We start from the raw sequence: 24,649 nt of genomic DNA on the forward strand, positions 1-24,649 counted from the left end.
GGCGCTCAGTCCGCGCCGGTCCCCCGCTCGCCGCCGAGGACCGCGACGGCCAGCGGCCGCTCACCGACCGGGAGCCGGGTCACGCGGCCGGTCGCGACGTCGACGACACTCAGGCCGTTCCAGTAGCCGTCGCGGGTGAAGCCGCCCGAGACGTAGGCGGTGCGGCCGTCGGCCGAGAGGGCGACGGTCTCGTGCGGGCCGTCCAGCGGGACGACCCGTTCGTCGCCGTCGGGCGAGCGGACGGTCAGGGACGGACCGTCGTCCTCGGACGGGTCGATCGGGCCGGTGCCCACCACGTAGAGCGTGCCGTCGGCGCCCGCCGTGACGCCGTGCTGGTGGGTGTTGGCGGTCATGTCCTCGATCCGGACCCGCCCGGTGCCGGGGTCGACCACCGCCAGACGCTCGCCCTCGAAGGGCAGCAGCAGGGCCCCGTCGGAGGGGCGTACGGCGGTGTAGTGCGGCTTGAGCCAGGAGCCGAGGCCGCCCTCGGTGCCGTACGGGGCGACCTCGATGCGGCGCGCCGTCCAGTCGTCCGTGTCGACGACGCTGACGTCGAACGAGTCGTGGTTGGTCGCGTAGACCTGCCGGCCGTCGCGCGAGACGTCGACGTCGAAGGGACGGCGACCGACCGGGACCACCCGCGTCACCTCCCGCCGTACGGTGTCGACGACCTCCAGGGTGCCCTTGCCGCCGGGGACGTTGACCCCGACGTAGACACGGCTGCCGTCGGGGGACAGGGCGATGCCCATGCCGCCGCCCCGGTACTCGCCGGTCGTCACCGGGCCCGTGTCCGTCCGGTAGCGGATGAGGGCGGTGCGCTCGCGCGTACGGGTGTCCACGGCGGCCACGCCCTCCGCGGTCGCCACCCACGCCGTGCCGTCCTCGCCCAGCGCGATCCCGTACGGCGCCGTCCCGACCCGTACCGAGCCCAGGTCGGCCGCCTCGCCCCGCCCGGCGGGGTCGACGAAGGTGACGGTGTCGGAGCCGAAGTCCGTGACCAGCAGGGTGCCTCGGGGTGTGCGTGCCGAGGTGCCGCCGGAGTCGGGGGTGCGCTGCGCCGTGGTGCCGGGCGGGGCGGACACCGGGGACGCGGCCCCGTCGTCGTCGCCGTCCGACGCGCATCCGCCGAGCGTCGCGGTGACGGCGGCCAGCGCGGCGAGGCGGCCCGCGAGGGAACGCCGCTTCACCGCCTGCCGCCCTCGGCGCGAGGGTCGTCGCCGCCCCGCGACTCGGCCCGCTGTAGCAGGTCCGCGATGGCCTCGAAGCCCCTGCGTTCGGCGTGGGCACGGGCCGTGACACCGTCGCCGTCCGGCAGCGAGGGGTCGGCGCCCGCGGCGAGCAGGGCCGCCACGACGTCCTGGTGCGCGCGGTCGCCGTCGCCGAGGACGACCGCTTCGAGGAGCGCCGTCCAGCCGAGCCGGTTGACGTGGTCGACGTCGATGTCCGTCTCGGCGAGCACGGCGCGTACGTAGGCCACGTGGCCGCGTTCGCTCGCCGGGATGACCGAGACGCCGCCGAAGCGGTTGGTCAGCGTGACGTCCGGACCGCCGGGCAGCAGCGCCCGCATCATCGCGACGCTGCCCGTGACCCCGGTGACCAGCCACGCGCTGTCCTCCCGCGCGTCCTGCGCGTCGACGTCCGCGCCGGCCGCCACCAGGACCTCGGCGACCGCGACCCGGTCGGCCAGGGCCGCCAGGAGCAGCGGCGTGCGGCCCTGTTCGTCGCGCAGTTCCAGGTCGGCGCCGGCCCGCAGCGCGGTCCGGGCGGCATCGGCGTCGCCGCGGCGAACGGCGTCCGACAGGGCGAGGTCGGCGGGGGTGGGTGGCTTGGCGGTCATGGTGGGACGGCTCCACGGTGTCGGGGACGTGTTCCTCCAGCCTGGACCCGCGGTGCGTCGGCAGGCGTCGCCGCACCGGCTGCTCCCCGCCCGCCGGACGGACGACGACCTCGTCGTCCGATCGGACGACCCGCCGGACGACTCCCGGGCCCCTTCGACGGCTGGGGCCCGGACATGCCGGTCAGCCGACCGGAAACGGGAGCCGCGCCGCCAACTCGCCCAGCGCGGCCGTCTCCGCCGGGGTCGGCGTCCGGCGTCCGGTGCCGATCAGCAGCGCGTCCCGGTCGGTGAACGCGGTGGGCAACGCCGTACCGACGACCCCCTCCAGCAGCTCCCGTGAGCGCCTGAGCCCCGCCGCGGGCGGTGGCGCCGCCTCCGGGAGGTGTGCGATCAGGTCGAGGTGGTGCAGGGACCACTCCAGTACGTACGCGGAGAGGTAGTCGCCCGCCTTGAGCACCTGGCCCTGCGTACCGACCCGGCCCGCGGGGTCCGCGAGCGCGGCGGCGCGCCCGGCGGCGGAACCGACGTCGTCCAGGTGGAACTTGAGCAGCCCCGGCTGCTCGTAGGCGGCGGCCAGGCGGACGATCAGCGCGTCGAGCGGGTCGTCCCCGGTCGGGGGCTCGACGACCTGCCAGTAGGTCACCGCGTCCCGGGTCGGCTCCTCGGCGGTCGGGGTGGCCAGGGTGATCAGGACGTCCTGGGCGTCGACGACCAGGTGGCACACCAGGTCCCGGACGAGCCAGCCGGCGCAGCCGGAGGGCCGTGCGAAGTCCTCGTCGGCGAGGTCGGCGACCGCGGCGAGCAGGGCCGACCAGGAGCGGGAGAAGAGATCCACGCCCGTCAGCCAACACCACCGCCCGCCCGGTCGCGACCCAATTCGCGCGAGGAGCCCGTCATTGACACGAGGGGCCCGTCGGTCGGGCTCAGCCGTCGGCGGTCGCGGCCGCCTCAGGCGGGTCGGTCAACTGGTCGGTCAACTGGTCGCGCACGTAGTTCCACACCACCGCGATCAGCGCGGCGAGGGGTACGGCGAGCAGGCTGCCCACGATCCCGGACAGGCTGCCGCCCAGCGTCACCGCCAGGAGGATCACCGCCGCGTGCAGACCGAGGCCCCGGCTCTGGAGGATGGGCTGGAAGACGTTGCCCTCCAGCTGCTGCACCACCACGATGATCGCGAGCACGATGAGCGCGTCCGTCAGGCCGTTCGACACCAGGGCGATCAGCACGGCCACGAAGCCGGCGAACAGCGCGCCCACGATGGGCACGAAGGCGGACACGAAGGTCAGGACCGCCAGCGGCAGCACCAGCGGCACGTCCAGGATCCACAGGCCGAGGCCGATGAACACGGCGTCGAGCAGCCCCACCAGGGCCTGCGACCGCACGAAGGAGCCCAGGGTCTCCCAGCCCCGCAGGGCGACGACCGGGACGTCGGTGGCCAGCCGGCCGGGCAACTGGCGTCCCAGCCAGGGCAGGAAGCGCGGGCCGTCCTTGAGGAAGAAGAACATCAGGAACACGCCCAGGACCGCGGTGATCAGGCCGTTGACCACCGCGCCCACCCCCGTCGCCACCGCGGTGGTGATGCTGCCGACGCTGTCCTGGATGCGTGCCACCGCCGAATCCATCGCACCGGTGATCTCGTCGTCACCGATGTTCAGCGGCGGCCCCGCGGCCCACTCGCGCAGCCGCTGGATGCCCTCGACCACGCCGTCGGTCAACTCGTCCGTCTGGGAGGACATCGGCACGGCGATCAGCGCCACGATGCCCAGGACGACCAGCAGGAAGGCCACCGTCACCACCGCGGCGGCCAGTGCCGGGCGCCACCCGTGCCGCCGCAGGAAGCGGGCCGGGGGCCACGTCAACGTGGTCAGCAGCAGGCCGACGAGCAGCGGCCACACCACCGACCACATACGGCCGAGGACCCACAGGGTCACTGCGAGCATGACAAGTATCAGCAGCAGCTCGCCCGAGACGCGCGCGCTGGTGCGCAGCGCGGCCCGGGTCCTCGCCGCGCTCAATCCGGCAGACATGTGATCACCCTAAGGGGACGTCCGTACGATGGACCCGCCAGTCCAATATTTTTCGAGGTGTGCGACGTGCGCGGTGAGTTGACGGCCAAGGGCAGGGCGACACGGCGCCGCATCGTGGAAGGCGCCGCGGCGGAGCTGCGGGAGCGGGGCGTCGCCTCGACGACCCTGGACGACATCATGGCGCGGACCGCCACCAGCAAGAGCCAGTTGTTCCACTACTTCCCCGCGGGCAAGGACGAACTGCTCGTCGAAGTGGCCAGGTTCGAGGCGGATCGGGTGCTGGAGGACCAGCAGCCCCAGCTCGGCCGCCTGGACTCGTGGGAGGCGTGGCAGGAATGGCGGGACGTCGTGATCGAGCGCTACGAGACGCAGGGTGACCAGTGCCCGCTCGGGTCGCTGTTCCTCCAGATCGGCCGCTCCACCCCGGGCACGCGTGCGATCGTGGTCGAGCTGCTGCGCCAGTGGCAGGAGAGCCTCGCGGCGGGCATCAGGTCGCTCCAGGGGTCCGGCGCGCTCCCCGCCGATCTCGACGTGGAGACCAGGGCGGCCGCCATGCTGACGGCCATTCAGGGCGGTGTGTCCATCCTGCTCTCGACGGGGCGGTCGACCCATCTGCGGGCCGCCCTCGACCAGGGGATCGCGGACCTCCGGCGTGCGGGTGCCGCCGCGCGGTGACGCGGCACCCGCCGCGAGTCAGGCGGCGATGACGGCCGCCGCGGTGCGCCCGCCGTCGACGTCGAGCACGGTGCCGTGCACGAACGAGGACTCCTCGCCGGCCAGGTAGACGGCAGCGCCCGCGATCGCCTCGGGCGTGCCCATCCGTCCCGCCGGGGTGCCCTTCATCATGACCTCGGCGGGGTGCACCTCGCCGGGCGGGGGCGTCTGCACCACACCCGGCGAGATGGCGTTCACCCGTACGCCTCGCGCGCCGAACTCCGCCGCCCAGGCCCGCGTCAGGGTCTCCACGGCACCCTTGGTGGAGCTGTAGAGGGCGCCGACCGGGACGCCCAGGCGCGCGATCCAGGAGCCCAGATTGATGATCGCCCCGCCCCCGGCCCGCGCCATGGCGGGTGCCAGGGCCGCGGTGAGGAAGAACGGGGCCTTGACGTTCACGGCGTAGACCCGGTCGAAGGTCTCCTCGTCGGTGTCGGTGGTGGTGCCGGGCGGATAGATCCCGGCGTTGTTGACCAGCACGTCCACGCGTCCGCCCCGCACGCGGGTCGCCTCGCGGGCCAGCGCCCGTGAGGCGGCCGCGCTGCCGTCCAGGTCGGCGTGGACGAAGTCGGCCCGGCCGCCGGCGGCGCGGATGCCGTCGACGACCTCCTCGCCCCGCTCGGCGCTGCGCCCGGAGACGACCACCTGGGCCCCCTCGGCCGCGAAGGCCTCCGCGATGGCCCGTCCGATGTTGCTGGTCGCCCCGGTCACCAGCGCGGTCCTGTCCGCAAGCCGCATCGACATGTCCTGCTCCTTGCCTGCCGTCTCAGCCGTGTGCTTCTCCGTCGCCCCCGGCCGGCGGCCGGGGCGCGGATGCCACTGTGCGGCGAATAAAATGGACTGGCAAGTCCAAAAATGGGAGTTCGGTCAGCCCGTACGGGATGCCAGGGGCCGCTCGACGTCCTCGTGGCCAACGCCGGCGTGATGGCGCTGCCCGAGCGCCGGATCACCGCCGAGGGCTGGGAACTCCAGCTGGCCACCAACCACCTGGGCCACTTGGCCCTCGCCCTCGGACTCCACGGGCAGCTGCGGGCGGCCGGTTCGGCCCGCGTCGTCGTGGTCAGCTCGGGCGCGCACCGCAGCGCGGCGTTCGACTTCGACGACCCGCACTTCGCGCGCCGTCCGTACGACCGCTGGGCCGCCTACGCCCAGTCCAAGACCGCCGACGTCCTGTTCGCCGTGGGCGCCCGCCGCTGGCTCACCGACGGCATCACCGCCAACGCGCTCAACCCCGGCTGGATCAGCACCAACCTCCAGCGGTACGTCGACGACGCGACGATGCGGGCCCTGGGAGCGATGGACGACGACGGGAACATCATCGAGCAGCCCTACTGCAAGACGCCCCTCCAGGGCGCCGCGACCTCCGTGCTGCTGGCCGCGTCCCCGCTGGTGGAGGGCGTCACGGGGCGCTACTTCGAGGACAACCGGGAAGCGCGGACGGTCGCCGACGGGGACGCGGAACAGAGCGGCGGCGTAGCTCCGCACGCGCTCGACCCGCACGCCGCGGACCGTCTGTGGGAGTACGCCGCCGGGACCGTCGGCCGGTGATCCGCCCCGGTGTCAGCTCTCCGGGACCTTGACCCAGTCGAGCGTGCGCTCCACCGCCATCTTCCAGCCCGCGTAACCCTCCGCGCGCCGCTCCTCGGACCACTGGGGCTCCCAGCGCCTGGACTCGCTCCAGTGGGTGCGCAGTTCGTCGGTGTCCCGCCAGAATCCCGTGGCCAGCCCCGCCGCGTAGGCCGCGCCGAGGGCGGTGGTCTCCGCGACGACGGGACGGCTCACGGGGACGCCCAGGACGTCCGCCTGGATCTGCATGCACAGGTCGTTCGCGGTCACCCCGCCGTCGACCCTGAGCACGTCCAGGTGGACCGAGGAGTCCTGCTCCATGGCCACGACGACGTCGCGGCTCTGGTAGCAGATGGCCTCCAGCGTCGCCCGGGCCAGGTGCGCGTTGTCGTTGTACCGGGCGAGGCCGACGATGGCGCCCCGCGCGTCGGAGCGCCAGTACGGGGCGAACAGGCCGGAGAAGGCGGGGACGAAGTACATCCCGCCGTTGTCCTCGACGGTGCGGGCGAGTTCCTCGCTCTCGGCCGCGGTCTTGATGATCTTCATCTGGTCGCGCAGCCACTGCACCGCGGACCCGGTCACCGCGATGGAGCCCTCCAGCGCGTAGACCGGCGGGTTGTCGCCGAACTGGTAGGCCACGGTGGTCAGGAGGCCGTGCTGGGAGCGGACCAGTTCCGTGCCGGTGTTGAGGACCAGGAAGTTGCCGGTGCCGTAGGTGTTCTTGGCCTCGCCGGGCGAGAAGCAGACCTGTCCGACGGTCGCCGCGTGTTGGTCGCCCAGCACTCCCGTGATGGGCACGGCGGCACGCAGCGGCCGGGAGGTCCGGGTCGTGCCGAACGCCTCGGGGTGCGAGGAGGGGTTGATCTTCGGCAGCATGCCGCGCGGGATGCCGAAGAAGCCCAGCAGCTCGTCGTCCCAGTCGAGCGTCTCCAGGTTCATCAGCATGGTGCGGCTCGCGTTGGTCACGTCGGTGGCGTGGATGCCGCCGTCGGGGCCGCCGGTGAGGTTCCACAGGACCCAGGAGTCGGTGTTGCCGAACACCGCGTGTCCCTGCTCCGCGGCCTCGCGGACGCCGTCGACGTTCTCCAGGATCCACTGGATCTTCCCGCCGGAGAAGTACGTCGCGGGTGGCAGCCCGGCCTTGCGGCGGATGACGTCGCCGCGGCCCGACCGCTCCAGGTTCGCCGCGATGGCGTCGGTGCGGGTGTCCTGCCACACGATGGCGTTGTAGTAGGGGCGGCCGGTGCGCGGGTCCCAGACCACCGTGGTCTCCCGCTGGTTGGTGATGCCGATGGCCGCCAGGTCCGTCCCCGACAGACCGCCGTTGCGCAGCGCGTTCTGCATCACCGAGTTGGTGCGCTCCCAGATCTCCACCGGGTCGTGCTCGACCCACCCGGAGCGCGGGAGGATCTGCTCGTGCTCCAGCTGGTGCTTCGCGACCTCGTTGCCACCGTGGTCGAAGATCATGAACCGGGTGCTGGTGGTTCCCTGGTCCACCGCGCCGATGAAGTCAGCCATGGAAGCTCACATTCCGCCGGCGTGACCGGCCGTCGACTGTTCGAGCACCCCCTCGGTCAGATTAAGGTGACTCGCGGCCGACCGCACATATAGGACATGTGCCGCTCAGGTCTGCCGGCCGGTGCCGTCGAGGGCCGGGGCGATGACGGCGAAAGCCTGTTCGGTCAGCGTCCCGGGGTCCGCCGTGCCGTCGCTGTCGCTCCAGTGGTGCAGCACCGTGTTGAACGCGGTCAGCGCCATCCCGGCGGCCAGCTCGGGGTACAGCTCGGGGCCGGGGCCGGGGCCGGGGCCGAGGTCCGGGCGGCGGGCCAGCTCCGCCGCGAGGCCCTCCCGCCACCGTCCCTGCCGCTCCAGGAAACGCGCGTGCAGGGCGGGAGTGCGCAGAATCAGCTGGACCACCCGCAGTGCTCTGTCGGAGTGATCCGCGCAGGCCGCGAGGGGGCCGGAGAGGGCGCTCCGCAGGGCCAGGGACGGTCGTTCCCCGGCGGGGCGGGCCGCGAGCTCCCGGTGGATGTCGGCGCCCATGTCCGTCAGGAACTGGACGACCACGTCCTCCTTCGAGGCGAAGTAGCGGAAGAACGTCCTCTTGGAGACTCCCGCGGCGGACGCGATCTCGTCGATGGTGACCGCGTCGAACCCCTTGGCGGCCAGCAACTGCAAGGCCGCTTCGGTCAGTTCGTCCGAGACGAGCTGGCGTTTGCGCTGGGCGAGGCTGACTTCGGGGCGAGTGCTCACGTCACCATCGTAACTCCATGCCTCCCATGGCATGAAGTATCACCGTTGACACTTGGTGTCATCTTCGGCATCGTGGGGCGCATGACACAGCAGCGACGTTGGACCGCCGAGCGGATCGGGGACCAGAGCACCCGGGTGTTCGTCGTCACCGGAGCCAACAGCGGCCTGGGCCTGGCGACCGTGCGGGCGCTCGCCGGGCGGGGCGGACACGTGATCCTCGCCGTGCGCGACGAGGAGAGGGGCCGGCGGGCCGTGCAGCTGGTCCTGGCCGGGCAGCCGGACGCCCGCCTGGAGGTGCGCCGGCTCGACCTGTCCGACCTCGACTCGGTGCGGTCCTTCGCCCGGGAGATGCGTGCCGCACATCGGCGCATCGACGTGCTCGTCAACAACGCGGGCATCATGGCGCCGCCGCGGAGGCTGAGCCCACAGGGGCACGAGTCGCAGTTCGCCTGCAACCACCTAGGCCACTTCGCGCTCACCGGGCTGCTGCTCGACCTGCTGGCGGTCGGCAAGGACCCCCGGGTGGTGACGGTGACGTCGACCAACCACCGGCAGGGACGCCTCTTCCTCGACGACCTCACCGGCGAGCGCCACTACTCACCCATGGCGTTCTACAACCAGTCGAAGTTCGCGAACGCCGTCTTCGGGCAGGAACTCCACCGACGGCTGGCCGAGACCGGCAGTCCGGTGCGCAGCGTGCTCGCACACCCCGGCTACAGCGCCACCCGCCTGCAGACGAGCGCACCGGTCGGCATGGTGCGGATGCTGTTCGGCCGCGTACTGCGGCCGCTCGCCCAGTCCGCCGAACGGGGAGCCCTGCCGCAGCTGTACGCGGCGACCGACCCCGGCGTGCGCGGCGGCGAGTTCATCGGCCCGGACGGCCCGGGCGAGCTGCGGGGCGGACCCAAGCGGGTCCGGCTGTCACCGGCGGCGGCCGACGCCGCCACCGGCCGCAGCCTGTGGGAGTTGTCGGAGCGGCTGACCGGCGTGGGGTTCCCGCCGGGGCCGGCGACCGACTGAGACCGCGCGACGGAGCGGATCAGGGAGCGATCGGCAGCCGTCGCTTGTGGTCGGTCTGCCGGTAGCGGGTGACGATCGTCTCGAACGCCTGCTCCGCCACCGGCTTCCCCTCCAGGAAGTCGTCGATCTCGTCGTAGGTGACTCCGAGGGCGTCCTCGTCGGCCTTGCCGGGGTCGAGGGTCTCCAGGTCGGCCGTCGGGACCTTCCGGACCAGCGCGGCGGGCGCGCCCAGCGCGTCCCCGACCGCGCGCACCCGGCGCTTGGTGAGGCCCGTCAGCGGTACGACGTCGGCGGCGCCGTCGCCGAACTTGGTGAAGAAGCCGGAGACCGCCTCGGCCGCGTGGTCGGTGCCGACCACCAGGCCGCCGTGCGCCCCGGCCACCGCGTACTGCGCGATCATGCGCTGCCGGGCCTTGATGTTGCCGTGCACGAAGTCCTGGTGGTGGGGGTCCCGGAAGGCCACGTCGGCGGCGAGCAGGGCGTCGAGCGCCGCGTCGCTCGCGGGCTTGATGTCCACCGTCAGCACCCGGTCGGGCCGGATGAAGGAGAGCGCCTCCTGGGCGTCGTCCTCGTCGGCCTGGACCCCGTGCGGCAGCCGCATCGCGTAGAAGAGCGCCTCGTGCCCCTCGGCGCGGGCCCGCTCCACGGCCAGCTGGCACAGCCTGCCCGCGGTGGTCGAGTCGACCCCGCCGCTGATCCCGAGCACGAGCGCGCGCAGACCCGTGGAGGTCAGCCGCTCGGCGAGGAAGGCCACCCGGCGCTCGATCTCCCGTTCGGCGTCGAAGGTCTCCGCGACCTCCAGTTCCCGGGCGATCTCCTTCTGCAGGGCGATGGACGCCGGCTCGCTCAATTCCGCTCCTTGTTCGACGGGCAGGGTGTTCCTCGATTCACCCTACCCAGAGGCGGCCGGAGCACCGGTCCGCCCATCGGATCCATGGAGCGGGAGGTGCGGGGCGGCCGTCAGGGACCGCCCCGCACGCCTGAGGGGTCAGTCCAGCGGTTCGACCCGGATGTCGCGGAACCGGACCTTGTTCCCGTGGTCCTGCAGCCGGATCGCCCCGGCGGCCTCAGTCTCGGCCCGGCCCGCCGCGGTGGGACCGTCGAGCGCGACGTCGTCGTGGACCGTCCTGCCGTTCCACACCACCGTCACCCGCGCGTCGGCGGTCTTGGCGCCGTTCTCGTCGAAGCGGGCGGCACGGAAGACGATGTCGTACGTCTGCCAGGTCTCCGGAGCCGTCGCCGCGTTGGTGTCGGGTGCCTTCTTCAGATAGATCGCCCCGGCCTCGTTGGTGTCCAGGGTGGTGTCGCCGTAGGAGTCGAGGATCTGCAGCTCGTAGCGGTCCTGGAGGTAGATGCCGCTGTTGCCGCGGTCCTGGCCGGTCACGTCGTCCGGCAGCAGTGGCACCCGGAACTCCACGTGCAGCTTGAAGTCCTGGTAGGCGTCCTTGGTGCGGATGTCGCCGCAGCACACCTCCATCGACCGCTCCTCGGCCAGCGGCCAGGCCACCTTCCTTCCGTCCGTGTGCTGCCACTGCTCCTGAGAGGCGGCGGTGCCGTCGAACAGGGCGACCCGCGCGCCGTGCGGGCGCACGGTGATCAGGTCGAGGTTGACGTGGCCGGTGTCGCCGGGGTCGTAGCGGTAGGAGACCGTGTTGTGGCCGGCGCGCAGCCGCACGCTCTCGGTGCGGGTGGACCAGGTGTCCCAGTCCCCGGTGGAGGGGAGCTGTGTCTGGCGGACCTTCTTCCCGCCCGCGTACAGGGAGAGCGACTTGGTGCCCTCGAAGGGGTTGGGGCCGTTGGAGTAGCGCAGGCCCACGTCGTAGGTGCCGGTCTTCGGGACGGTCACGTCGAACGTCGTGGTGACGTCGCCCTCGGTGGCGTAGCGGTCGACGAAGCCGCTGCCGGAGTAGCCGACGTGGTCGGTGTTGATGCCCGCCTTCCCCGTCAGCCGGGCCTCCTCGGCCTCGTACAGGGTGGCCGCGGGCGGCTGCCTGCCGGGCATCTCGTTGAGCGTGTACCAGGCCTCGGTGCTCCAGAGCGTCTCACCGGAGGCCGAGGTGAAGGGGCGCGGGGAGCGCACGTGCACGACGCGGTCCGGCTTCAGGCCGTCCAGCCGCAGCCGCACGGTGCGGCCGTCGTCCGAGAGCGTCGCGGACCGCACGGCCAGATCCTCCTCTGCGATCTTCGGGCCGCCGTAGGCGCCGGTCGGCGTGTAGCGCCACTGCTGGGCCTCGTAGCGGGCGGCCAGCTCCGCGGCCGTCTCCTCGGACACCGGCTGGGTGTACGTCAGGTCGAAGCCGCCGGGCACGGCCCGCATCCTCTGGACGTCGAAGGTGTTGCCGCCGTTGGGCGTCAGCTTCTGCAGGCCGAACTTGAGCTTGCCCTCCTGCCCCCAGTTGCCGTCGGCGCCCAGGCCGCCGGTGTAGATCGCGCCGTCGGGGCCCATGGAGACCCGGTTGACGCCCGCCTCCAGGCCCTGCGTGTAGCGGAAGACGGCACCCTGGTACTGGCCCTTGACCTTCTCCAGGTAGGCGCGCTGGAGGCCGCCGTAGGTGACGTCGCCGATCAGCATCTGGCCCGCGAACGTGCCCTTGGTGAGGTACAGCGGGGTGGACGGCGAGTTGCCGATCTCGTTCTGCGGCAGCCACAGCACCGGCTCGGTGACGGGGGAGTCCTCGAAGGGCCCGGTGGGCTCGGTGTAGTGGTTGAAGAAGCGGTCCTGCTTGATCTGGACGAGCTTCGAGGCGGGCAGCCAGCCGCCCTGGTTGTCGGTGGCGAACAGACTGCCGCCCGGTCCCCAGCCGATGCCGTTGGGCGTGCGCAGCCCGCCCGCGATCGGGCTGATCTTCCCGGTCCTCTTGCTGATCTTGTACGTCGTCCCGCGGTTCGGCGCGGGCTGCGGGTCGGTGGTCGCGCCGCCGAGGTCGATGGCGACGGAGAGGTTCACGTAGAAGTAGCCGTCCCGGTAGAGCAGGCCGAACGCGAACTCGTGGAAGTTGCCGCCGTAGGGCCAGGTGGCGACCGTGCGGTACTCGTCGGTCACGTCGTCGCCGTCGCTGTCGACCAGCCGGGTCAGCTCGTGCTTCTGCGAGACGTAGAGCGAGCCGTCCACGTACTTGATGCCCATCGGCTCGCGCAGCCCGCTCGCCACCTTCTCGACGGTGACCTTGTCGCGGCTGGTCTCACCGGTGACGTTGTCCAGGAGGTACACCTCCCCGGCAACGTTGTCGGTGCCGCCCCAGGTGCTGATCGCCAGGCGGCCGTCGGGCAGCCAGTCCATGCCGGTGACCTGCGGTTCGAAGCCCTCGGGGCGCAGATCGGTGAGGTCGAGGTCGGGGCGCACGGAGGTGAGCGGCAGACCGTCGCCGGGGGTGTCGCGCCCGGCCTCGCACTCCTTGCGGCCCGGCGCCGTGACCCGGACGACCCCGGCGTCGGTGCTCAGCGCCTCGGTGGGTACGACGGTGAACGCGCTCTCGCCCGGCGGCATCCAGGACAGCTGCAACTGCTGGCCGCCGCCGCGGTCGAAGTGGTCGATGCGCAACGGATGCGCCCCCGCGGTGAGTTCGACCGTGCCGTCCTTGGGCTCCGCGCCGTGCAGCCCGTCGTGGTCGATCACCGTGGAGCCGTCGAGGGTCAGCCGGGAGCCGTCGTCGCTGACGAGCCGGAACACATAGGTGCCGTCACGCGGCGCCACCAGGTAACCGGACGCCTGGGAGACGAAGTTGTCGGCGATGCCGCCGAAGTCGGCGGTGGTGGACCAGTCGACCGTCGGCATCAGCTTGTCGTGGTTGGGGGTCTGGCCCGGCTTGAGGGTGCACAGCTCGTTCAGCGGCGTCTGGACGTCGAACACGCGCAGCGTGACGCCGGGTTCCTGCGGCGGGATGTCGGCGGGGGCCGCCGAGGACGCCGGGGCGGCCCAGGCGCCGCCGAGCGCGACGGCCGAGGTCAGCAGGAGGATGAGGTGTCTTCGGGCACGCGAGAACAGCCGTGGGTGCATTGGTCCTCCGGGTGGTGGGGACCGGACCGTGCCGGATATCGCTCCGGTCTTGTGCGGTGTGACGGACGTTCCGCCGCCAAGGTAGGAGACTTCCGCTGGGCATGTCCATACTTTGTCATCGGTGTGTGCAAAGTTCCGGACGTCAAGTCCCCCGCCAGGACGGCGCGTTCGCCCGCCGGCTCAGCGGCCCCTGCGCACCCGGGCGGCCGCGCGTGCCTCCGCGGCCCTGCGTGCCTCGACGGCCTTGCGGGACCCCTTCGCGCCCCCGCCCGGACGGGTGCCCATCCCGCGGAAGGCGGCGTTGCCGCTCTCCTTGCCCCGTCCGGCCGGCGGGCGTTTCGCGCCGGTGAGGTCCGTCAGCTTCTGCTCGCCCGACCGCACCGGGGTCACCGTCGGCCGGATCCCGGCCTCGGACATCATCCGGTTCACCTCGCGCCGCTGGTCCGGGGTGACGAGCGTGACCACGCTTCCCGCCCGGCCGGCCCGCGCCGTACGCCCGCCGCGGTGCAGGTAGTCCTTGGCGTCGGCCGGCGGGTCGACGTTGACGACGAGGTCGAGGTCGTCGACGTGGATGCCCCGCGCCGCGACGTTGGTGGCCACCAGCACGGTGACCCCGCCCTCGACGAACTGGGCGAGGGTGTGGGTGCGCTGCGGCTGCGACTTCCCGCTGTGCAGGGCGCCCGCGGACACCCCGGCGGCCCGCAGCTGCCGGGTGAACCGGTCGACCCCGGCCTTGGTGTCGAGGAACATCAGCACCCGGCCGTCGCGGGCGGCGATCTCGGTCGCGGTCGCGTACTTGTCGGCCGGGTGGACGGTCAGTACGTGGTGCTCCATCGTGCTCACCGAGGCCGACGCCGGGTCGACCGACACCGGGACGGGGTCGTGGAGGTGGTCCCGCACCAGCTGGTCGACGTCGCCGTCGAGGGTGGCCGAGAACAGGAGCCGCTGCCCGTCGGCGGGGACCTGGTCCAGGATGCCGGAGACCTGCGGCAGGAACCCCAGGTCGCACATCTGGTCTGCCTCGTCCAGCACCGTGATCCGCACCTGGTTCAGGTGGCAGTCCCGGCGGGAGACCAGGTCGGTCAGGCGGCCCGGAGTGGCGACGACCACTTCGGCGCCGTCGCGCAGCGCCTGGGTCTGCCGGTTGATCGACAGCCCGCCGACGACCGTGGTCAGGCGCACGCCCAGCGCCCGCGCGTACGGCGCCAGCGCGTCGCTCACCTGCTGGGCCAGTTCCCGGGTCGACACCAGGACGAGGGCCAGCGGCCGCTTCGACTCCGCGCGCCGGCCGGCGGTCCCGGCGAGCAGGGCCAGCCCGAAGGCCAGCGTCTTGCCGGAGCCGGTCCGCGCCCGGCCGAGGACGTCGCGCCCGGCCAGCGCCTCGGGCAGGGTCGCCGCCTGGATCGGGAACGGCCGTGTCACCCCGAGGGAGGTCATCGTCTCCACCAGCACGGGCGGCAGTCCGAGGCCGTCGAAGGATGCGGTCGGCTTCGCGTTCATGGGAGACCTTTCTGATCAGGCGCCCGGAACGCGACCGGGTCCGTACCCCTCGGTACGGACCCGGGCGCCTCAAAGCGTGCGCCCATTTTACCAGCGGGCGCCGCCCCGCCTCACGGCCGAGGGCGCGGGGCCTGCTTGGACTCGACCCGGCCCTGCGGGTCGGGACCGGAGTCCAGCGCGTCCCGTGCCGCCTGCCAGGCGGGGTCCCCCGGATACAGCGTGGAACGCAGGTAGGCCCAGGTGAGCCGCTGCACCGCGGCGACTCGGCCGGGGTCCTCGTCGGTGGTCTCCGCGACGTCGTATCCGGCCACTCCGCCGAGCCCGTGCTCCGCGCCGAACAGGGTCAGCAGGGACTTGGGGCCGGGGGAGAGCGAGTAGGGGTCCGCGTGCCACTCGGGCCCGGACACCGTCAGGTGGGCCGAGTCGTCCCGGTCGCCGGCGACGACGAGCGCGGGCGTGGTCATGCGGGAGAAGTCGGTGCTCAGGAAGAAGGGCATGTTCTCGGCGGCGGACTCGCTGAGGGCGTCGCCGCCCCGGCCGGGAGCGGCCAGCAGGACGCCCGCCCCGATCCGGGGCTCGGTCAGGTCCACCTCCGTCCCGTCGTCCGGATCGGTGAGCCGGGCGCCGAGCAGCAGGCTCGCGGTGTGTCCGCCCATCGAGTGCCCGGCGACCGCGACCCTGCTCCGGTCCAGCCGGCCGGAGAGCTGTGGGACGGCCTTCTCCAGCAGGTCGAGCCCGTCGAGGACACGCGTCATGTCCTCGGCGCGCGACCGCCAGAACAGGGGCGCTCCGGGGGTCCCGGGATCGAGGGCCAGCGTCCGGGAGCTGAGGTGGGTCGGCTGGATCACGACGAAGCCGTGTGCCGCCCAGTAGGTGGCGAGCGGCGCGTAGCCGTTCAGGGAGGAGAGGTGGTTCGAGTAGCCCTGGCCGTGGGAGAGCAGGATCACCGGGAGGCCGGTCCCGGTCACCGGCGCGGAGACCCGCACCCGGAGGTCCACGGGGCGGCCCGGGGCCGGGAGCACGACCGGGGCTACGGAGAGGACGGGAGCGGCCGGGGGGACGAAGTCGGTCGGGTGGGTCTGTGCGCTCATGCTGCGGGTGTCCGTTCGATGTGTCGACGGCGGAGACGGCGAGGCCGTTCGGGAGTGGGCGCGTCGGCGCGGCAAAAGCGGGACGCTGTCCCGGTTAAATATACGGAACGCTGTCCCGTTTGGTCAACGCGTGCTTTCCGAATCCGGCGTCGACCCGCGCCGCGCCGCCCGCAGCCGGCGATGGCTCCACCCGAGCAGGGCGAACAGCACGAAGCCCGAGATGATCAGACTCGCCCCGGTGGCCCAACCGGAGTACGGCAGCTCGGGCACGAGACCCCAGGCCGCGCCGGCGGCGAGAAGGAACAGGCCCACGAGCACGGAGCCGGCGATGCGCCATCGGGAGGAGACGCTCTCCTCGGCGGCACGCATCGCCCGGACGCGGACCGGGGCGACGAACCGGTCCAGTGCCGGAACGGCGCGCGCCAGCAGCACCACTCCGGCGAAGACGAGCAGCAGGCCCGGCCCGGGCAGCACCAGCAGCGCGACGCCGATCAGCAGCAGGACGGCACCGAGGGCACCCAGGGCGGTGCGCCGGATCGACTCGACACCCCGCGCCATGGCGCCCCACTCTCCTGCGGTCGGCAAGGACTCCGGTTCCGTCGGCGTGCCCAGCCTAGGCAGGGATCGGGGCGCGGGCGATTCAGGAGCGGCCGCGGACGCGGAGCCGGACGCCCGGCCGGTGAGGGCCGGGTGCCGTCGTCCCGCGGGCCCGGCCGGAGGCGGACGGCCGGTCGCGTCCGTCAACGCCCGATGTGGCCGGGGAAGTTGCGATTGCGCCCCATCGACGGGCAGGAACTTCGCTGCTAGACCTGCACCACCCGTACCACCTGCACCCGCCTTCCAAGGAGGAGCATGTGAGACCCCGTCGCGCGGTCGTCCGGACCGCCTCGGCACTCGTCGCCGCCCTCGCCCTCACCGTCGGCCTCGGGGGCCCCGCCGTCGCGGCGCACGAGGCGGAGGCCGGGCCGGCCACCACCGGGACCGGTCCCGTCACCCACGAGGAGAACGACCGTGTCCCCGAAGGCTCGGTCTGGACCCAGCACTACTTCCCGTCCGCCGACCGCTCCGGCACCCGGCTGCACGCCGACGTCCTGCTGCCCGAAGGGCTGAAGCGGAAGGAGAAGGTGCCGGTCATCCTGTCGATCGGCCCGTACTTCGCCCACGCGGGCCAGACCGGCCCCGAGGGCTGGTCCCGCACCGGTCCCTCCGCCCGCTTCCAGGACTTCATCGAGGGCACCGACCTGTTCGACCAGGGGTACGCCTTCGTCATGGTGGACCTGCGCGGCTTCGGGGGCTCCACCGGCTGTCTGGACTGGGGCGGACCCGGCGAACAGGCGGACGTGAAGGCGGCGATCGACTGGGCGGCGAAGCAGCCGTGGTCCACCGGCGCGGTCGGCATGTACGGCAAGTCCTACGACGCCGTCACGGGCCTCATCGGCAACAACCTGGACCAGCGCGCGCTCAAGGCCGTGGTCGCCCAGGAGCCCGTGTGGGACATGTACCAGTACATCTACTCCAACGGAGTGCCCCGCCCGAACGTGACGGGCACCGCCGGCGCGTACAACTCCATCGCCTCGATGCCCCCGATGGCCGACGACGACCCGCGGTACCAGGCCGCCGCCCGTTACGAGGAGAGCCACCCGGAGTGCCTCACGGGGAACTCGGCCGGCTACCGGATATCCGACCAGCGGGACCCGCACTGGACCTCCCGTGACCTGGCGAGGATGGCCCGGGGCAGCGACACCCCGCTCTTCGTCACGCAGGGCTTCGTCGAGAACAACACCAAGCCCGAGGAGATGGAGGAGTACCTCGACAACCACCGTGGCCCCGAGCGCGGCTGGCTCGGCCAGTGGGACCACGTGCGCGGCGGCGACCGGGTCGAGGACGGACGCCTGGCGATGGGCCGGGCGGGCTGGTACGACGAGACCCTCTCCTTCTACGACCAGTACCTGAAGGGGACCAGGCCGACGGTGCGTTACCCGGCCTACGCGGTCGAGGACTCCACCGGTGCCTGGCGGGCCCAGCGCACCTGGCCCGTCACCGAACGGACGGTCACGCTGCCGCTCGGCGGCGGCTCCTACGTGGACGACGGCGGGGCGTCCGCCCGGGCGGCCCTGACCGCGTCCGGCAGCCCGGCGCCGAAGGCTCCGCCGCAGCCGGCCGGCAGGTGGGACATGGAGAACGCGCCCGCGACCGAGCAGCCCGCCCCGGCGGGGCTGGCCGCGGAACTGGCGAAGCGTCAGGGCACGGGTGAGGTCGCCTCCAGCTTCTTCGTGTGGTCGAAGCCGCTGAAGAGCACCACGCGCGTCACCGGCACCCCGCGGGTGTCCCTGACGGCCCGCGGCGAGGGCAACGTCATGCTCAAGCTGTACGACGTCGCGCCCGACGGCACCGCGGTCATGTTCGACGAGCAGGTCTCCCTGGTGAAGTCCGGGCGGATGAGCGTCGACCTGAAGGCGACGGACTGGACCCTCGCCGCCGGGCACGTCCTGGCGGTGGAGATCGGTTCCATCCAGACCGGCTCCTGGCGCGACACGCCTTCCGGCGAGACCGTCGAAATCAAGGGCGCCGGGCTCAGGCTGGCGCTGGACAACCCGGCGGAGGACGTCGCCACCGCCGGTGACCGGTCGCCGTACCTGGACACGTATCTGCGTCAGTACACGGTGAGCCTGCCGGCCGGGCCGGGAACATTCTCGGTGGTTCCGGGCGGCCGGTCGTGACAAGCTGGGCTCCTGTTGTCCGAGCCCAGGAGGTCGCCATGACTGAAGAGTCTTCATCGCAAGCAGGTTCGGAACCGGCGGAGGCCGAGAGCACCGCCCTGACACCCGATGCCGACGGTCAGTACAACCTGAAGGACAAATTCCGCGAGGCGCTGGAGCGCAAGCGCGGCAAACAGGCGGAGGCCGCCGCCCTCGCCGCCAACGCCGATGTGGCGAAGATCCGGGGCACCCACGGGCCGGCCGCCAGCCAGCGGTCGTTCCGGCGCAAGAGCGGCTGAGGCCGCGCAGGACCCGCAACCCGGCAGGGCCCGACCGTGACGGCACGGTCGGGCCCTGCCCGTCATGAGTGTCCGGCCGCGCCGATCAGGGGCGGGCGGTCAGGTAGCCGCCCATCGAGGTGAAGTACTCCGTCGCGGCCAACTCCCGCCCGTCCTCGGTCCGTACGCGTGTGACGGCGAGGCCGTGGTTGCGGCCCCGGCGCGCGTCGGCCCCGGCGACGATCACCACGCCCTCGCCCTCGCGGTAGAAGATCCGGCCGGGCGTGCCGCCGTAACGGCCCTCCGAGACCACGGCGGCGAGGATCTCCAGCCGCCTGCCCCGGTGGAAGGTGAAGGCGCTGGGGTACGGCTCGGACTGGGCCCGGACGAGTCGCTCCAGGTCCTCGGCAGGCCAGTTCCAGTCGATGCGGATGTCCTCGGCGGACCGCTTGTGGAAGAAGCTCGCCCGGGACCGGTCCTGCTTGGTGAACTCCGTCCGGCCCGACGCGATGAGCCCGAGGGCGCCGACGGTGACCGGGGCGATGAGGTCCACGGTCTTGTGGAACAGGTCCGTGGCGGTGTCCGCCGGGCCCACCGGCACGGCCTCCTGGCGGACGATGTCACCGGCGTCCAGCTCGTCGTTCATCATGTGCGCGGTGACGCCCACCTCGGTCTCGTCGTTGATCAGCGCCCAGATCAGCGGGGAGAACCCGGCGTACTTCGGCAGCAGCGAGTCGTGCACGTTGAGCGTGCCGTGGCGCGGGAGGCCGAAGATGCGCGGGGGGATCCAGGTCCGCCAGTTGTTGGCGACGATGATGTCCGGATCGGCGTCCTTGAGGCGCTCGAACAGCTCGTCGTCGTCCGGGCGGTTGCGGATCAGCACCGGGACGCCGTGCTCCTCGGCGAGGTCCGCGACGGAGTCGCTCCAGATCTTCTCGTACGCGTGCTCGCTCTTGGGATGCGTGACCACGAGGACCACGTCGTGTTCGGAGTCCAGCAGGGCTCGCAGGGTGCGGTGGCCCCAGGTCTGGTAGCCGAACATGACGACCCGCATGGGGTTCCTCCTCAAGGCAGGGACTGACCCGGGCAGTTAAGCAAGGCTTACCTTAGTGCGCAACACCGCCTCGAGGGTCCCGAGTTGGCTCGAATCGACCTCTGGTGCGCCCTGTCGACAGCCGTATCTCATTAGCTTAGGCTCACCTAAGTTTCCGGCGCACGATGGGAGTGACATGTCACAGGTTCTTCCTGCTGACTCAACGCTGGTCCACGACCTCATTGGTATCGGCTTCGGACCGTCCAATGTCGCCATGGCGATCGCGATCCGCGAACACAACGCACAGGCCGGCGGGCAGGAGGAGCTCGACGCCCGCTTCTTCGAGCAGCAGCCGCGCTTCGGCTGGCACCGCGGCATGCTGATCGACGACGCGACCATGCAGGTGTCCTTCCTCAAGGACCTGGTGACCCTGCGCAATCCGGCCAGTGAGTACAGCTTCCTCTGCTACCTGCAGAGCAGGGGGCGGCTGATCGACTTCATCAACCACAAGAACCTGTTCCCGCTCCGGGTCGAGTTCCACGACTACTTCGAGTGGGCGGCGGCCAAGGTCGACGACATGGTCTCCTACGGCCACGAGGTCGTCGGCGTCGCGCCCGTCGTGCGGGACGGCGTGGTGGACCACCTGGAGGTGACGGTGCGTTCGGGGGAGGGGCTCGAGGTCCACCGGGCGCGCAACCTCGTCGTCGGCACCGGGCTGCGCCCCCTGGTACCGGAGGGCGTGGAGCGCGGTGACCGCGTCTGGCACAACTCCGAACTGCTGGCCAGGGTCGACGCGTTGGAGGGCACCTCGCCCTCCCGGTTCGTCGTCGTCGGCGCCGGGCAGAGCGCCGCCGAGAACGTCGCCTACCTGCACCGCCGCTTCCCCTCGGCGGAGATCTGCGCGGTCTTCGCCCGCTACGGCTACAGCCCCGCCGACGACAGCGCGTTCGCCAACCGGATCTTCGACCCGGCGGCGGTCGACGACTACTTCACCGCGCCCGACGGCGTCAAACAGCGGCTGATGGACTACCACGGCAACACCAACTACTCCGTGGTGGACATCGACCTGATCGACGACCTGTACCGGCAGATGTACCGGGAGAAGGTCCTCGGCACCGAGCGGCTGCGCTTCCTCAACGTGTCCCGGCTCTCCGACGTCAAGGAGACGCCGGACCGGGCGCGCGCCACCGTGACGTCGCTGGTCACCGGCGAGGAGAGCCACCTGGACGCCGACGTCGTGGTCCTCGCCACCGGCTACGGACCCGCCGACCCCCTCGGCCTGCTCGGCGAGGTCGCGGACCGCTGCCTGCGCGACGACGAGGGCCGGGTGCGCGTCGAGCGCGACTACCGCGTCGCCACCGACCCCGCCCTGCGCTGCGGCATCTACCTTCAGGGCGGCACGGAGCACACGCACGGCATCACCTCGTCGCTGCTCTCCAACACCGCCGTCCGGGTCGGCGAGATCCTCGAGTCGCTCCTCGACCGGGGCCTCAAGTCCGCTTCCGACGAGGCCCGCACGGTCGCCGACGGGACCGGCACCGGCGCGCGTTAATGTACGGCGCTATGACCACGACCGAGGTGGAGCGTCCCGCGCCCACTCCCCGAGGCCCAACAGAGGCGCGTCGGCGCCGGGTTGCCGGTCTGGGACTGCTCGCGGCGCTCCTCCTCGTCGCCGCGGCGGCCTCACTGGCCGTCGGCGCGCGTGCGCTCAGCCCCGCCGAGGTCTGGCACGGACTGTTCGCGGCGCCCGAGTCCGACCAGCGGCTCACCGAGATCAGGCTCATCGTGCAGACCGTGCGGGTGCCCCGCACGGTCCTCGCCGTGGTGGCGGGCATCGCGCTCGGCGTCGGAGGGGCGCTGATCCAGGGGTACACCCGCAACCCCATCGCCGACACGGGGCTGCTGGGGGTCAACTCCGGTGCCTCGTTCGCCGTGGTGTCGGGGATCGCCGCCTTCGGGTTCAGCAGCCCGTTCCAGTACGTCTGGTTCGGCTTCGCGGGCGCGGCGGTCGCCGGTGCCGTCGTGTTCGGGCTGTCGAGCATCGGCCGGGGAGCGGGCAACCCGCTGACGCTCGCGCTGGCCGGGCAGGGGGTCACGGTGTTCCTGGCGGCCATGACCACGGCGGTCGCGTTGACGGACAAGGCCTCGCTGAACGCCCTGCGGTTCTGGAACGCGGGCTCGCTGACCGGGGTCGGCTTCGACGTCATCTGGCCCGTGTCGGCCTTCATCGCCGCCGGGCTGCTGCTGGCGCTGACCACACTGCCCTCGGTCAACCTGCTCAACCTGGGCGACGACGTGGCACGGGGACTCGGGGTGAACACCGCGCTGACCCGCACCGTCGGCATCGTCGCCATCACCCTGCTGGCCGGGGCGGCGACGGCGGCCTGCGGCCCCATCGCCTTCCTCGGGCTCATGGTGGCCCACGTGGCCCGCTACCTGACCGGCCCGGACTACCGCTGGCTGGTCCCGTACGCCGGTCTGCTCGGGGCCGTGGTGCTGCTGGTCTGCGACATCGTGGGGCGCCTGGTCGTACGGCCGGGGGAACTGGACGCCGGGGTCGTCGTCTCGCTCCTCGGCGCACCGTTCTTCGCCGTCCTGGTGTGGCGCGGGAAGTTCAAGAGCGCGTGAACGGCACGGACATGAGGGCGGACGGGACGGATGCGGCGGTGGACGTGAAGGCGGACGTGCGGACTTCGGTGGCGCCCGGCGTGCGGTTCGGCGGCCTGTCGTTCGTGTGGCGGCCCTGGATCGCGGGCGTCACCCTGCTTCTGGCGGTGGCGGGCTTCCTGGTGTTCTGCCTGTCCATCGGAGTCGGCGACTTCCCCATCGGCCTGCCCAGGGTCCTCGCCACCGTCCTCGGCCGGGGCGAGCAGGTCGACGAGTTCGTGATCATGGACCTGCGGATGCCCCGGGCCCTCGCCGGGCTCGTGGTGGGCGTCGCGCTCGGGGTGTCCGGCGCCCTCACCCAGTCGATCGCCCGCAATCCGCTGGCCAGCCCGGACGTCCTCGGCATCACCAGCGGCGCCGGCGCGGTCGCGGTGTTCCTGGTGACGGTGTCCGGCGGTGCCGCCACGGCCGTGGCCGACTCCGTGGGCCTGTCGGCGGCGGCGCTCGCGGGCGGTCTCGGCACGGGGCTGCTGGTGTACTTCATGGCGTGGCGCCGCGGGATCGACGGCTTCCGGCTCATCCTCATCGGCATCTCGGTGAACGCCGTGATGCAGGCGATCACGACATGGCTGCTGGTCACCGCCGACATCAGGGACGTGGCCCGGGCCCAGGCGTGGCTGGTGGGCTCGCTGGACAACCGGTCGTGGGGCGAGGTCCACGTAGCGCTGTGGTGCACGCTCGTCCTGCTGGTCGTCGTGACCACGGTCGCCTTCCAGTTCAAGCCGCTGCACTTCGGCGACGAGGTCGCCGCCGGACTCGGCGTCCGGTACGGGACGGTGCGCGCGGTCCTGCTGCTGTGCGCGGTACTGCTGGCCGGTGTGGCGGTGAGCGCGGCCGGACCGGTGCCGTTCGTCGCGCTGGTGGCGCCGCAGGTGGCGATGCGGCTGGCCAGGTGCCCGACCCCGCCGCTGGTGGCCTCCGGCCTGGTGGGGGCGCTGCTGCTGACCGGCTCCGACCTTCTCGCGCGCACCGCCCTGCCCGTCTCGCTGCCGGTCGGCGTGGTCACCGCCGCCATCGGCGGACCCTTCCTGGTCTATCTGCTGGTGCGGGCGAACCGCAGATAGCTGGTACAAAGTAAGGCGAGCCTAATCGAGGGGGCCTTGTGGTCGTTCAGTCCATCACCGGGACCGAGCCGGAAGTTGACGGCGCCTCACGCCTGGCGGCCCGGGCCGTCACCGTCGGGTACGGGTCCCGGTCCGTCATCGACGGCCTCGACGTGGCGATCCCGCCCGGGGTGATCACCACCATCATCGGACCGAACGGCTGCGGCAAGTCGACCCTGCTGCGCACCCTGTGCCGGCTGCTGAAGCCGACCGGCGGCACGGTCGTGCTGGACGGTGAGGACATCGCCGCGCTCCGGACCCGCGACGTGGCGAAGAAGCTCGGCCTGCTGCCCCAGGCGCCGGTGGCCCCGGAGGGACTGACGGTGTCCGACCTGGTCGCCCGGGGCCGTCACCCGCACCAGAGCTGGCTGCGGCAGTGGTCCTCGGACGACGCCGACGTCGTACGGCGGGCACTGGCCATGACCGGGGTGTCCGACCTCGCGGACCGCCCGGTCGACTCGCTGTCCGGTGGCCAGCGCCAGCGGGTGTGGATCTCGATGACCCTGGCCCAGGGCACCGACCTGCTGCTGCTGGACGAGCCGACCACCTATCTGGACCTCGCGCACGCGGTCGACGTGCTCGACCTCGTCGACGACCTGCACGAGTCCGGGCGCACCGTGGTCATGGTGCTGCACGACCTCAATCTGGCCGCGCGCTACAGCGACAACCTCGTCGTCATGCGGGAGGGCGCGATCCTGGCACAGGGACACCCGCGCGACGTCATCACCGCCGGCCTGCTGCACGAGGCGTTCGGACTGCGCGCCAAGGTGATCGACGACCCGGTCGGGGACCGCCCGCTCATCGTGCCGATCGGACGCACCCATGTCGAACTCGACCGATCGGCACCCGAGTTGGTGAAGTGAG

At 72.2% G+C, this 24,649-nt stretch carries 21 protein-coding genes and 1 pseudogene; 9 read left to right on the forward strand and 13 right to left on the reverse strand.

The window, feature by feature from the left end:
* Positions 1–5: 5 nt before the first annotated feature.
* The 4 genes from Sru02f_RS17520 to Sru02f_RS17535 all read right to left on the reverse strand — a co-directional run bounded on the left by Sru02f_RS17520 (position 6) and on the right by Sru02f_RS17535 (position 3,864).
* Positions 6–1,187, reverse strand: coding sequence for a YncE family protein (locus Sru02f_RS17520; protein WP_109030951.1), 1,182 nt, complete (start codon positions 1,185–1,187; stop codon positions 6–8).
* Positions 1,184–1,837, reverse strand: a complete 654-nt coding sequence (locus Sru02f_RS17525; protein ID WP_109030952.1) for an ankyrin repeat domain-containing protein — start codon at positions 1,835–1,837, stop codon at positions 1,184–1,186. Before Sru02f_RS17525 ends, Sru02f_RS17520 begins: the two co-directional genes overlap by 4 nt.
* A 181-nt stretch (positions 1,838–2,018) precedes the next feature.
* Positions 2,019–2,672, reverse strand: coding sequence for a maleylpyruvate isomerase N-terminal domain-containing protein (locus Sru02f_RS17530; RefSeq protein WP_109030953.1), 654 nt, complete (start codon positions 2,670–2,672; stop codon positions 2,019–2,021).
* Between the two features lie 88 nt (positions 2,673–2,760).
* The gene (locus Sru02f_RS17535) at positions 2,761–3,864 is read right to left on the reverse strand and encodes an AI-2E family transporter (protein ID WP_109030954.1); all 1,104 of its coding nucleotides are present in this window, start codon (positions 3,862–3,864) and stop codon (positions 2,761–2,763) included.
* Positions 3,865–3,930: 66 nt separating this feature from the next.
* Here Sru02f_RS17535 and Sru02f_RS17540 point away from each other — a divergent pair, with 66 nt between their 5' ends.
* Complete coding sequence (locus Sru02f_RS17540; RefSeq protein WP_109030955.1) at positions 3,931–4,539, forward strand: TetR/AcrR family transcriptional regulator; 609 nt, start codon at positions 3,931–3,933, stop codon at positions 4,537–4,539.
* Positions 4,540–4,557: 18 nt separating this feature from the next.
* On the opposite strand, the gene Sru02f_RS17545 is transcribed toward Sru02f_RS17540, so the two are convergent.
* Positions 4,558–5,322 (reverse strand): SDR family NAD(P)-dependent oxidoreductase, encoded by a 765-nt coding sequence (locus Sru02f_RS17545; RefSeq protein WP_167469397.1) that lies wholly within the window; start codon positions 5,320–5,322, stop codon positions 4,558–4,560.
* A gap of 141 nt (positions 5,323–5,463) precedes the next feature.
* Between Sru02f_RS17545 and Sru02f_RS17550 the strand changes: the two are divergent.
* Positions 5,464–6,126, forward strand: a pseudogene (locus Sru02f_RS17550) (SDR family NAD(P)-dependent oxidoreductase); the annotation flags it as partial.
* Positions 6,127–6,138: 12 nt separating this feature from the next.
* Here the strand turns inward: Sru02f_RS17550 and glpK are convergent.
* On the reverse strand, positions 6,139–7,662 hold the full coding sequence (gene glpK, locus Sru02f_RS17555; protein ID WP_109030957.1) for a glycerol kinase GlpK: 1,524 nt from the start codon (positions 7,660–7,662) through the stop codon (positions 6,139–6,141).
* Between the two features lie 105 nt (positions 7,663–7,767).
* On the reverse strand, positions 7,768–8,430 hold the full coding sequence (locus Sru02f_RS17560; protein ID WP_174855038.1) for a TetR family transcriptional regulator: 663 nt from the start codon (positions 8,428–8,430) through the stop codon (positions 7,768–7,770).
* Positions 8,431–8,478: 48 nt separating this feature from the next.
* On the opposite strand from Sru02f_RS17560, the gene Sru02f_RS17565 reads away from it, so the two are divergent.
* Positions 8,479–9,417: an oxidoreductase gene (locus tag Sru02f_RS17565; RefSeq protein ID WP_109031457.1), complete on the forward strand. Its 939-nt coding sequence runs from the start codon at positions 8,479–8,481 to the stop codon at positions 9,415–9,417.
* 19 nt (positions 9,418–9,436) lie between these two features.
* On the opposite strand, the gene nadE is transcribed toward Sru02f_RS17565, so the two are convergent.
* The 5 genes from nadE to Sru02f_RS17590 form a co-directional block, all read right to left on the reverse strand.
* A complete protein-coding gene (gene nadE, locus Sru02f_RS17570) occupies positions 9,437–10,267 on the reverse strand; it encodes an ammonia-dependent NAD(+) synthetase (RefSeq protein WP_109030958.1) in 831 nt (276 codons plus the stop codon).
* A 138-nt stretch (positions 10,268–10,405) separates the two neighbouring features.
* Positions 10,406–13,414 carry a family 16 glycoside hydrolase gene (locus Sru02f_RS17575; RefSeq protein ID WP_109030959.1) on the reverse strand — a complete coding sequence of 1,003 codons (3,009 nt, stop codon included), beginning with the start codon at positions 13,412–13,414 and terminating at the stop codon, positions 10,406–10,408.
* Positions 13,415–13,594: 180 nt separating this feature from the next.
* A complete protein-coding gene (locus Sru02f_RS17580) occupies positions 13,595–14,914 on the reverse strand; it encodes a DEAD/DEAH box helicase (protein ID WP_109030960.1) in 1,320 nt (439 codons plus the stop codon).
* A 110-nt stretch (positions 14,915–15,024) separates the two neighbouring features.
* Positions 15,025–16,005 (reverse strand): alpha/beta hydrolase family protein, encoded by a 981-nt coding sequence (locus tag Sru02f_RS17585; protein ID WP_109030961.1) that lies wholly within the window; start codon positions 16,003–16,005, stop codon positions 15,025–15,027.
* A 123-nt stretch (positions 16,006–16,128) separates the two neighbouring features.
* Positions 16,129–16,563 carry a PGPGW domain-containing protein gene (locus Sru02f_RS17590; protein ID WP_109030962.1) on the reverse strand — a complete coding sequence of 145 codons (435 nt, stop codon included), beginning with the start codon at positions 16,561–16,563 and terminating at the stop codon, positions 16,129–16,131.
* A 296-nt stretch (positions 16,564–16,859) separates the two neighbouring features.
* Here Sru02f_RS17590 and Sru02f_RS17595 point away from each other — a divergent pair, with 296 nt between their 5' ends.
* Entirely contained in the window at positions 16,860–18,725 is a 1,866-nt protein-coding gene (locus Sru02f_RS17595; protein WP_167469398.1) for a CocE/NonD family hydrolase, read from the forward strand.
* Between the two features lie 38 nt (positions 18,726–18,763).
* The gene (locus tag Sru02f_RS17600; RefSeq protein WP_109030963.1) at positions 18,764–19,003 is read left to right on the forward strand and encodes a DUF5302 domain-containing protein; all 240 of its coding nucleotides are present in this window, start codon (positions 18,764–18,766) and stop codon (positions 19,001–19,003) included.
* 85 nt (positions 19,004–19,088) lie between these two features.
* Here the strand turns inward: Sru02f_RS17600 and Sru02f_RS17605 are convergent, their stop codons facing one another.
* A complete protein-coding gene (locus Sru02f_RS17605; protein WP_109030964.1) occupies positions 19,089–20,036 on the reverse strand; it encodes a methionyl-tRNA formyltransferase in 948 nt (315 codons plus the stop codon).
* Positions 20,037–20,211: 175 nt separating this feature from the next.
* Between Sru02f_RS17605 and Sru02f_RS17610 the strand changes: the two genes are divergently transcribed.
* Genes Sru02f_RS17610 through Sru02f_RS17625 form a run of 4 tightly spaced genes read left to right on the forward strand, consistent with a single transcriptional unit; the run spans position 20,212 to position 24,648 of the window.
* On the forward strand, positions 20,212–21,567 hold the full coding sequence (locus Sru02f_RS17610) for a lysine N(6)-hydroxylase/L-ornithine N(5)-oxygenase family protein (RefSeq protein ID WP_109030965.1): 1,356 nt from the start codon (positions 20,212–20,214) through the stop codon (positions 21,565–21,567).
* Positions 21,568–21,578: 11 nt separating this feature from the next.
* Positions 21,579–22,643 carry a FecCD family ABC transporter permease gene (locus Sru02f_RS17615; RefSeq protein WP_164273171.1) on the forward strand — a complete coding sequence of 355 codons (1,065 nt, stop codon included), beginning with the start codon at positions 21,579–21,581 and terminating at the stop codon, positions 22,641–22,643.
* Between the two features lie 11 nt (positions 22,644–22,654).
* Complete coding sequence (locus Sru02f_RS17620) at positions 22,655–23,746, forward strand: FecCD family ABC transporter permease (RefSeq protein WP_174855052.1); 1,092 nt, start codon at positions 22,655–22,657, stop codon at positions 23,744–23,746.
* A gap of 38 nt (positions 23,747–23,784) precedes the next feature.
* Positions 23,785–24,648 carry an ABC transporter ATP-binding protein gene (locus tag Sru02f_RS17625; RefSeq protein ID WP_109030968.1) on the forward strand — a complete coding sequence of 288 codons (864 nt, stop codon included), beginning with the start codon at positions 23,785–23,787 and terminating at the stop codon, positions 24,646–24,648.
* Position 24,649 lies beyond the last annotated feature (1 nt).

Source organism: Streptomyces rubrogriseus, assembly GCF_027947575.1.
GTDB lineage: Bacteria > Actinomycetota > Actinomycetes > Streptomycetales > Streptomycetaceae > Streptomyces > Streptomyces rubrogriseus.

Excerpts from the sequence above, each read along its gene's own strand:
- Sru02f_RS17585 (WP_109030961.1), bottom strand. The coding sequence starts at position 16,005 with ATGAGCGCACAGACCCACCCGACCGACTTCGTCCCCCCGGCCGCTCCC.
- Sru02f_RS17560 (WP_174855038.1), bottom strand. The coding sequence starts at position 8,430 with ATGCCATGGGAGGCATGGAGTTACGATGGTGACGTGAGCACTCGCCCC.
- Sru02f_RS17610 (WP_109030965.1), top strand. The coding sequence starts at position 20,212 with ATGTCACAGGTTCTTCCTGCTGACTCAACGCTGGTCCACGACCTCATT.
- Sru02f_RS17620 (WP_174855052.1), top strand. The coding sequence starts at position 22,655 with ATGAGGGCGGACGGGACGGATGCGGCGGTGGACGTGAAGGCGGACGTG.
- glpK (WP_109030957.1), bottom strand. The coding sequence starts at position 7,662 with ATGGCTGACTTCATCGGCGCGGTGGACCAGGGAACCACCAGCACCCGG.
- Sru02f_RS17545 (WP_167469397.1), bottom strand. The coding sequence starts at position 5,322 with ATGTCGATGCGGCTTGCGGACAGGACCGCGCTGGTGACCGGGGCGACC.
- Sru02f_RS17565 (WP_109031457.1), top strand. The coding sequence starts at position 8,479 with ATGACACAGCAGCGACGTTGGACCGCCGAGCGGATCGGGGACCAGAGC.
- Sru02f_RS17575 (WP_109030959.1), bottom strand. The coding sequence starts at position 13,414 with ATGCACCCACGGCTGTTCTCGCGTGCCCGAAGACACCTCATCCTCCTG.
- Sru02f_RS17535 (WP_109030954.1), bottom strand. The coding sequence starts at position 3,864 with ATGTCTGCCGGATTGAGCGCGGCGAGGACCCGGGCCGCGCTGCGCACC.
- Sru02f_RS17590 (WP_109030962.1), bottom strand. The coding sequence starts at position 16,563 with ATGGCGCGGGGTGTCGAGTCGATCCGGCGCACCGCCCTGGGTGCCCTC.
- Sru02f_RS17580 (WP_109030960.1), bottom strand. The coding sequence starts at position 14,914 with ATGAACGCGAAGCCGACCGCATCCTTCGACGGCCTCGGACTGCCGCCC.
- Sru02f_RS17605 (WP_109030964.1), bottom strand. The coding sequence starts at position 20,036 with ATGCGGGTCGTCATGTTCGGCTACCAGACCTGGGGCCACCGCACCCTG.
- Sru02f_RS17600 (WP_109030963.1), top strand. The coding sequence starts at position 18,764 with ATGACTGAAGAGTCTTCATCGCAAGCAGGTTCGGAACCGGCGGAGGCC.
- Sru02f_RS17615 (WP_164273171.1), top strand. The coding sequence starts at position 21,579 with ATGACCACGACCGAGGTGGAGCGTCCCGCGCCCACTCCCCGAGGCCCA.
- Sru02f_RS17525 (WP_109030952.1), bottom strand. The coding sequence starts at position 1,837 with ATGACCGCCAAGCCACCCACCCCCGCCGACCTCGCCCTGTCGGACGCC.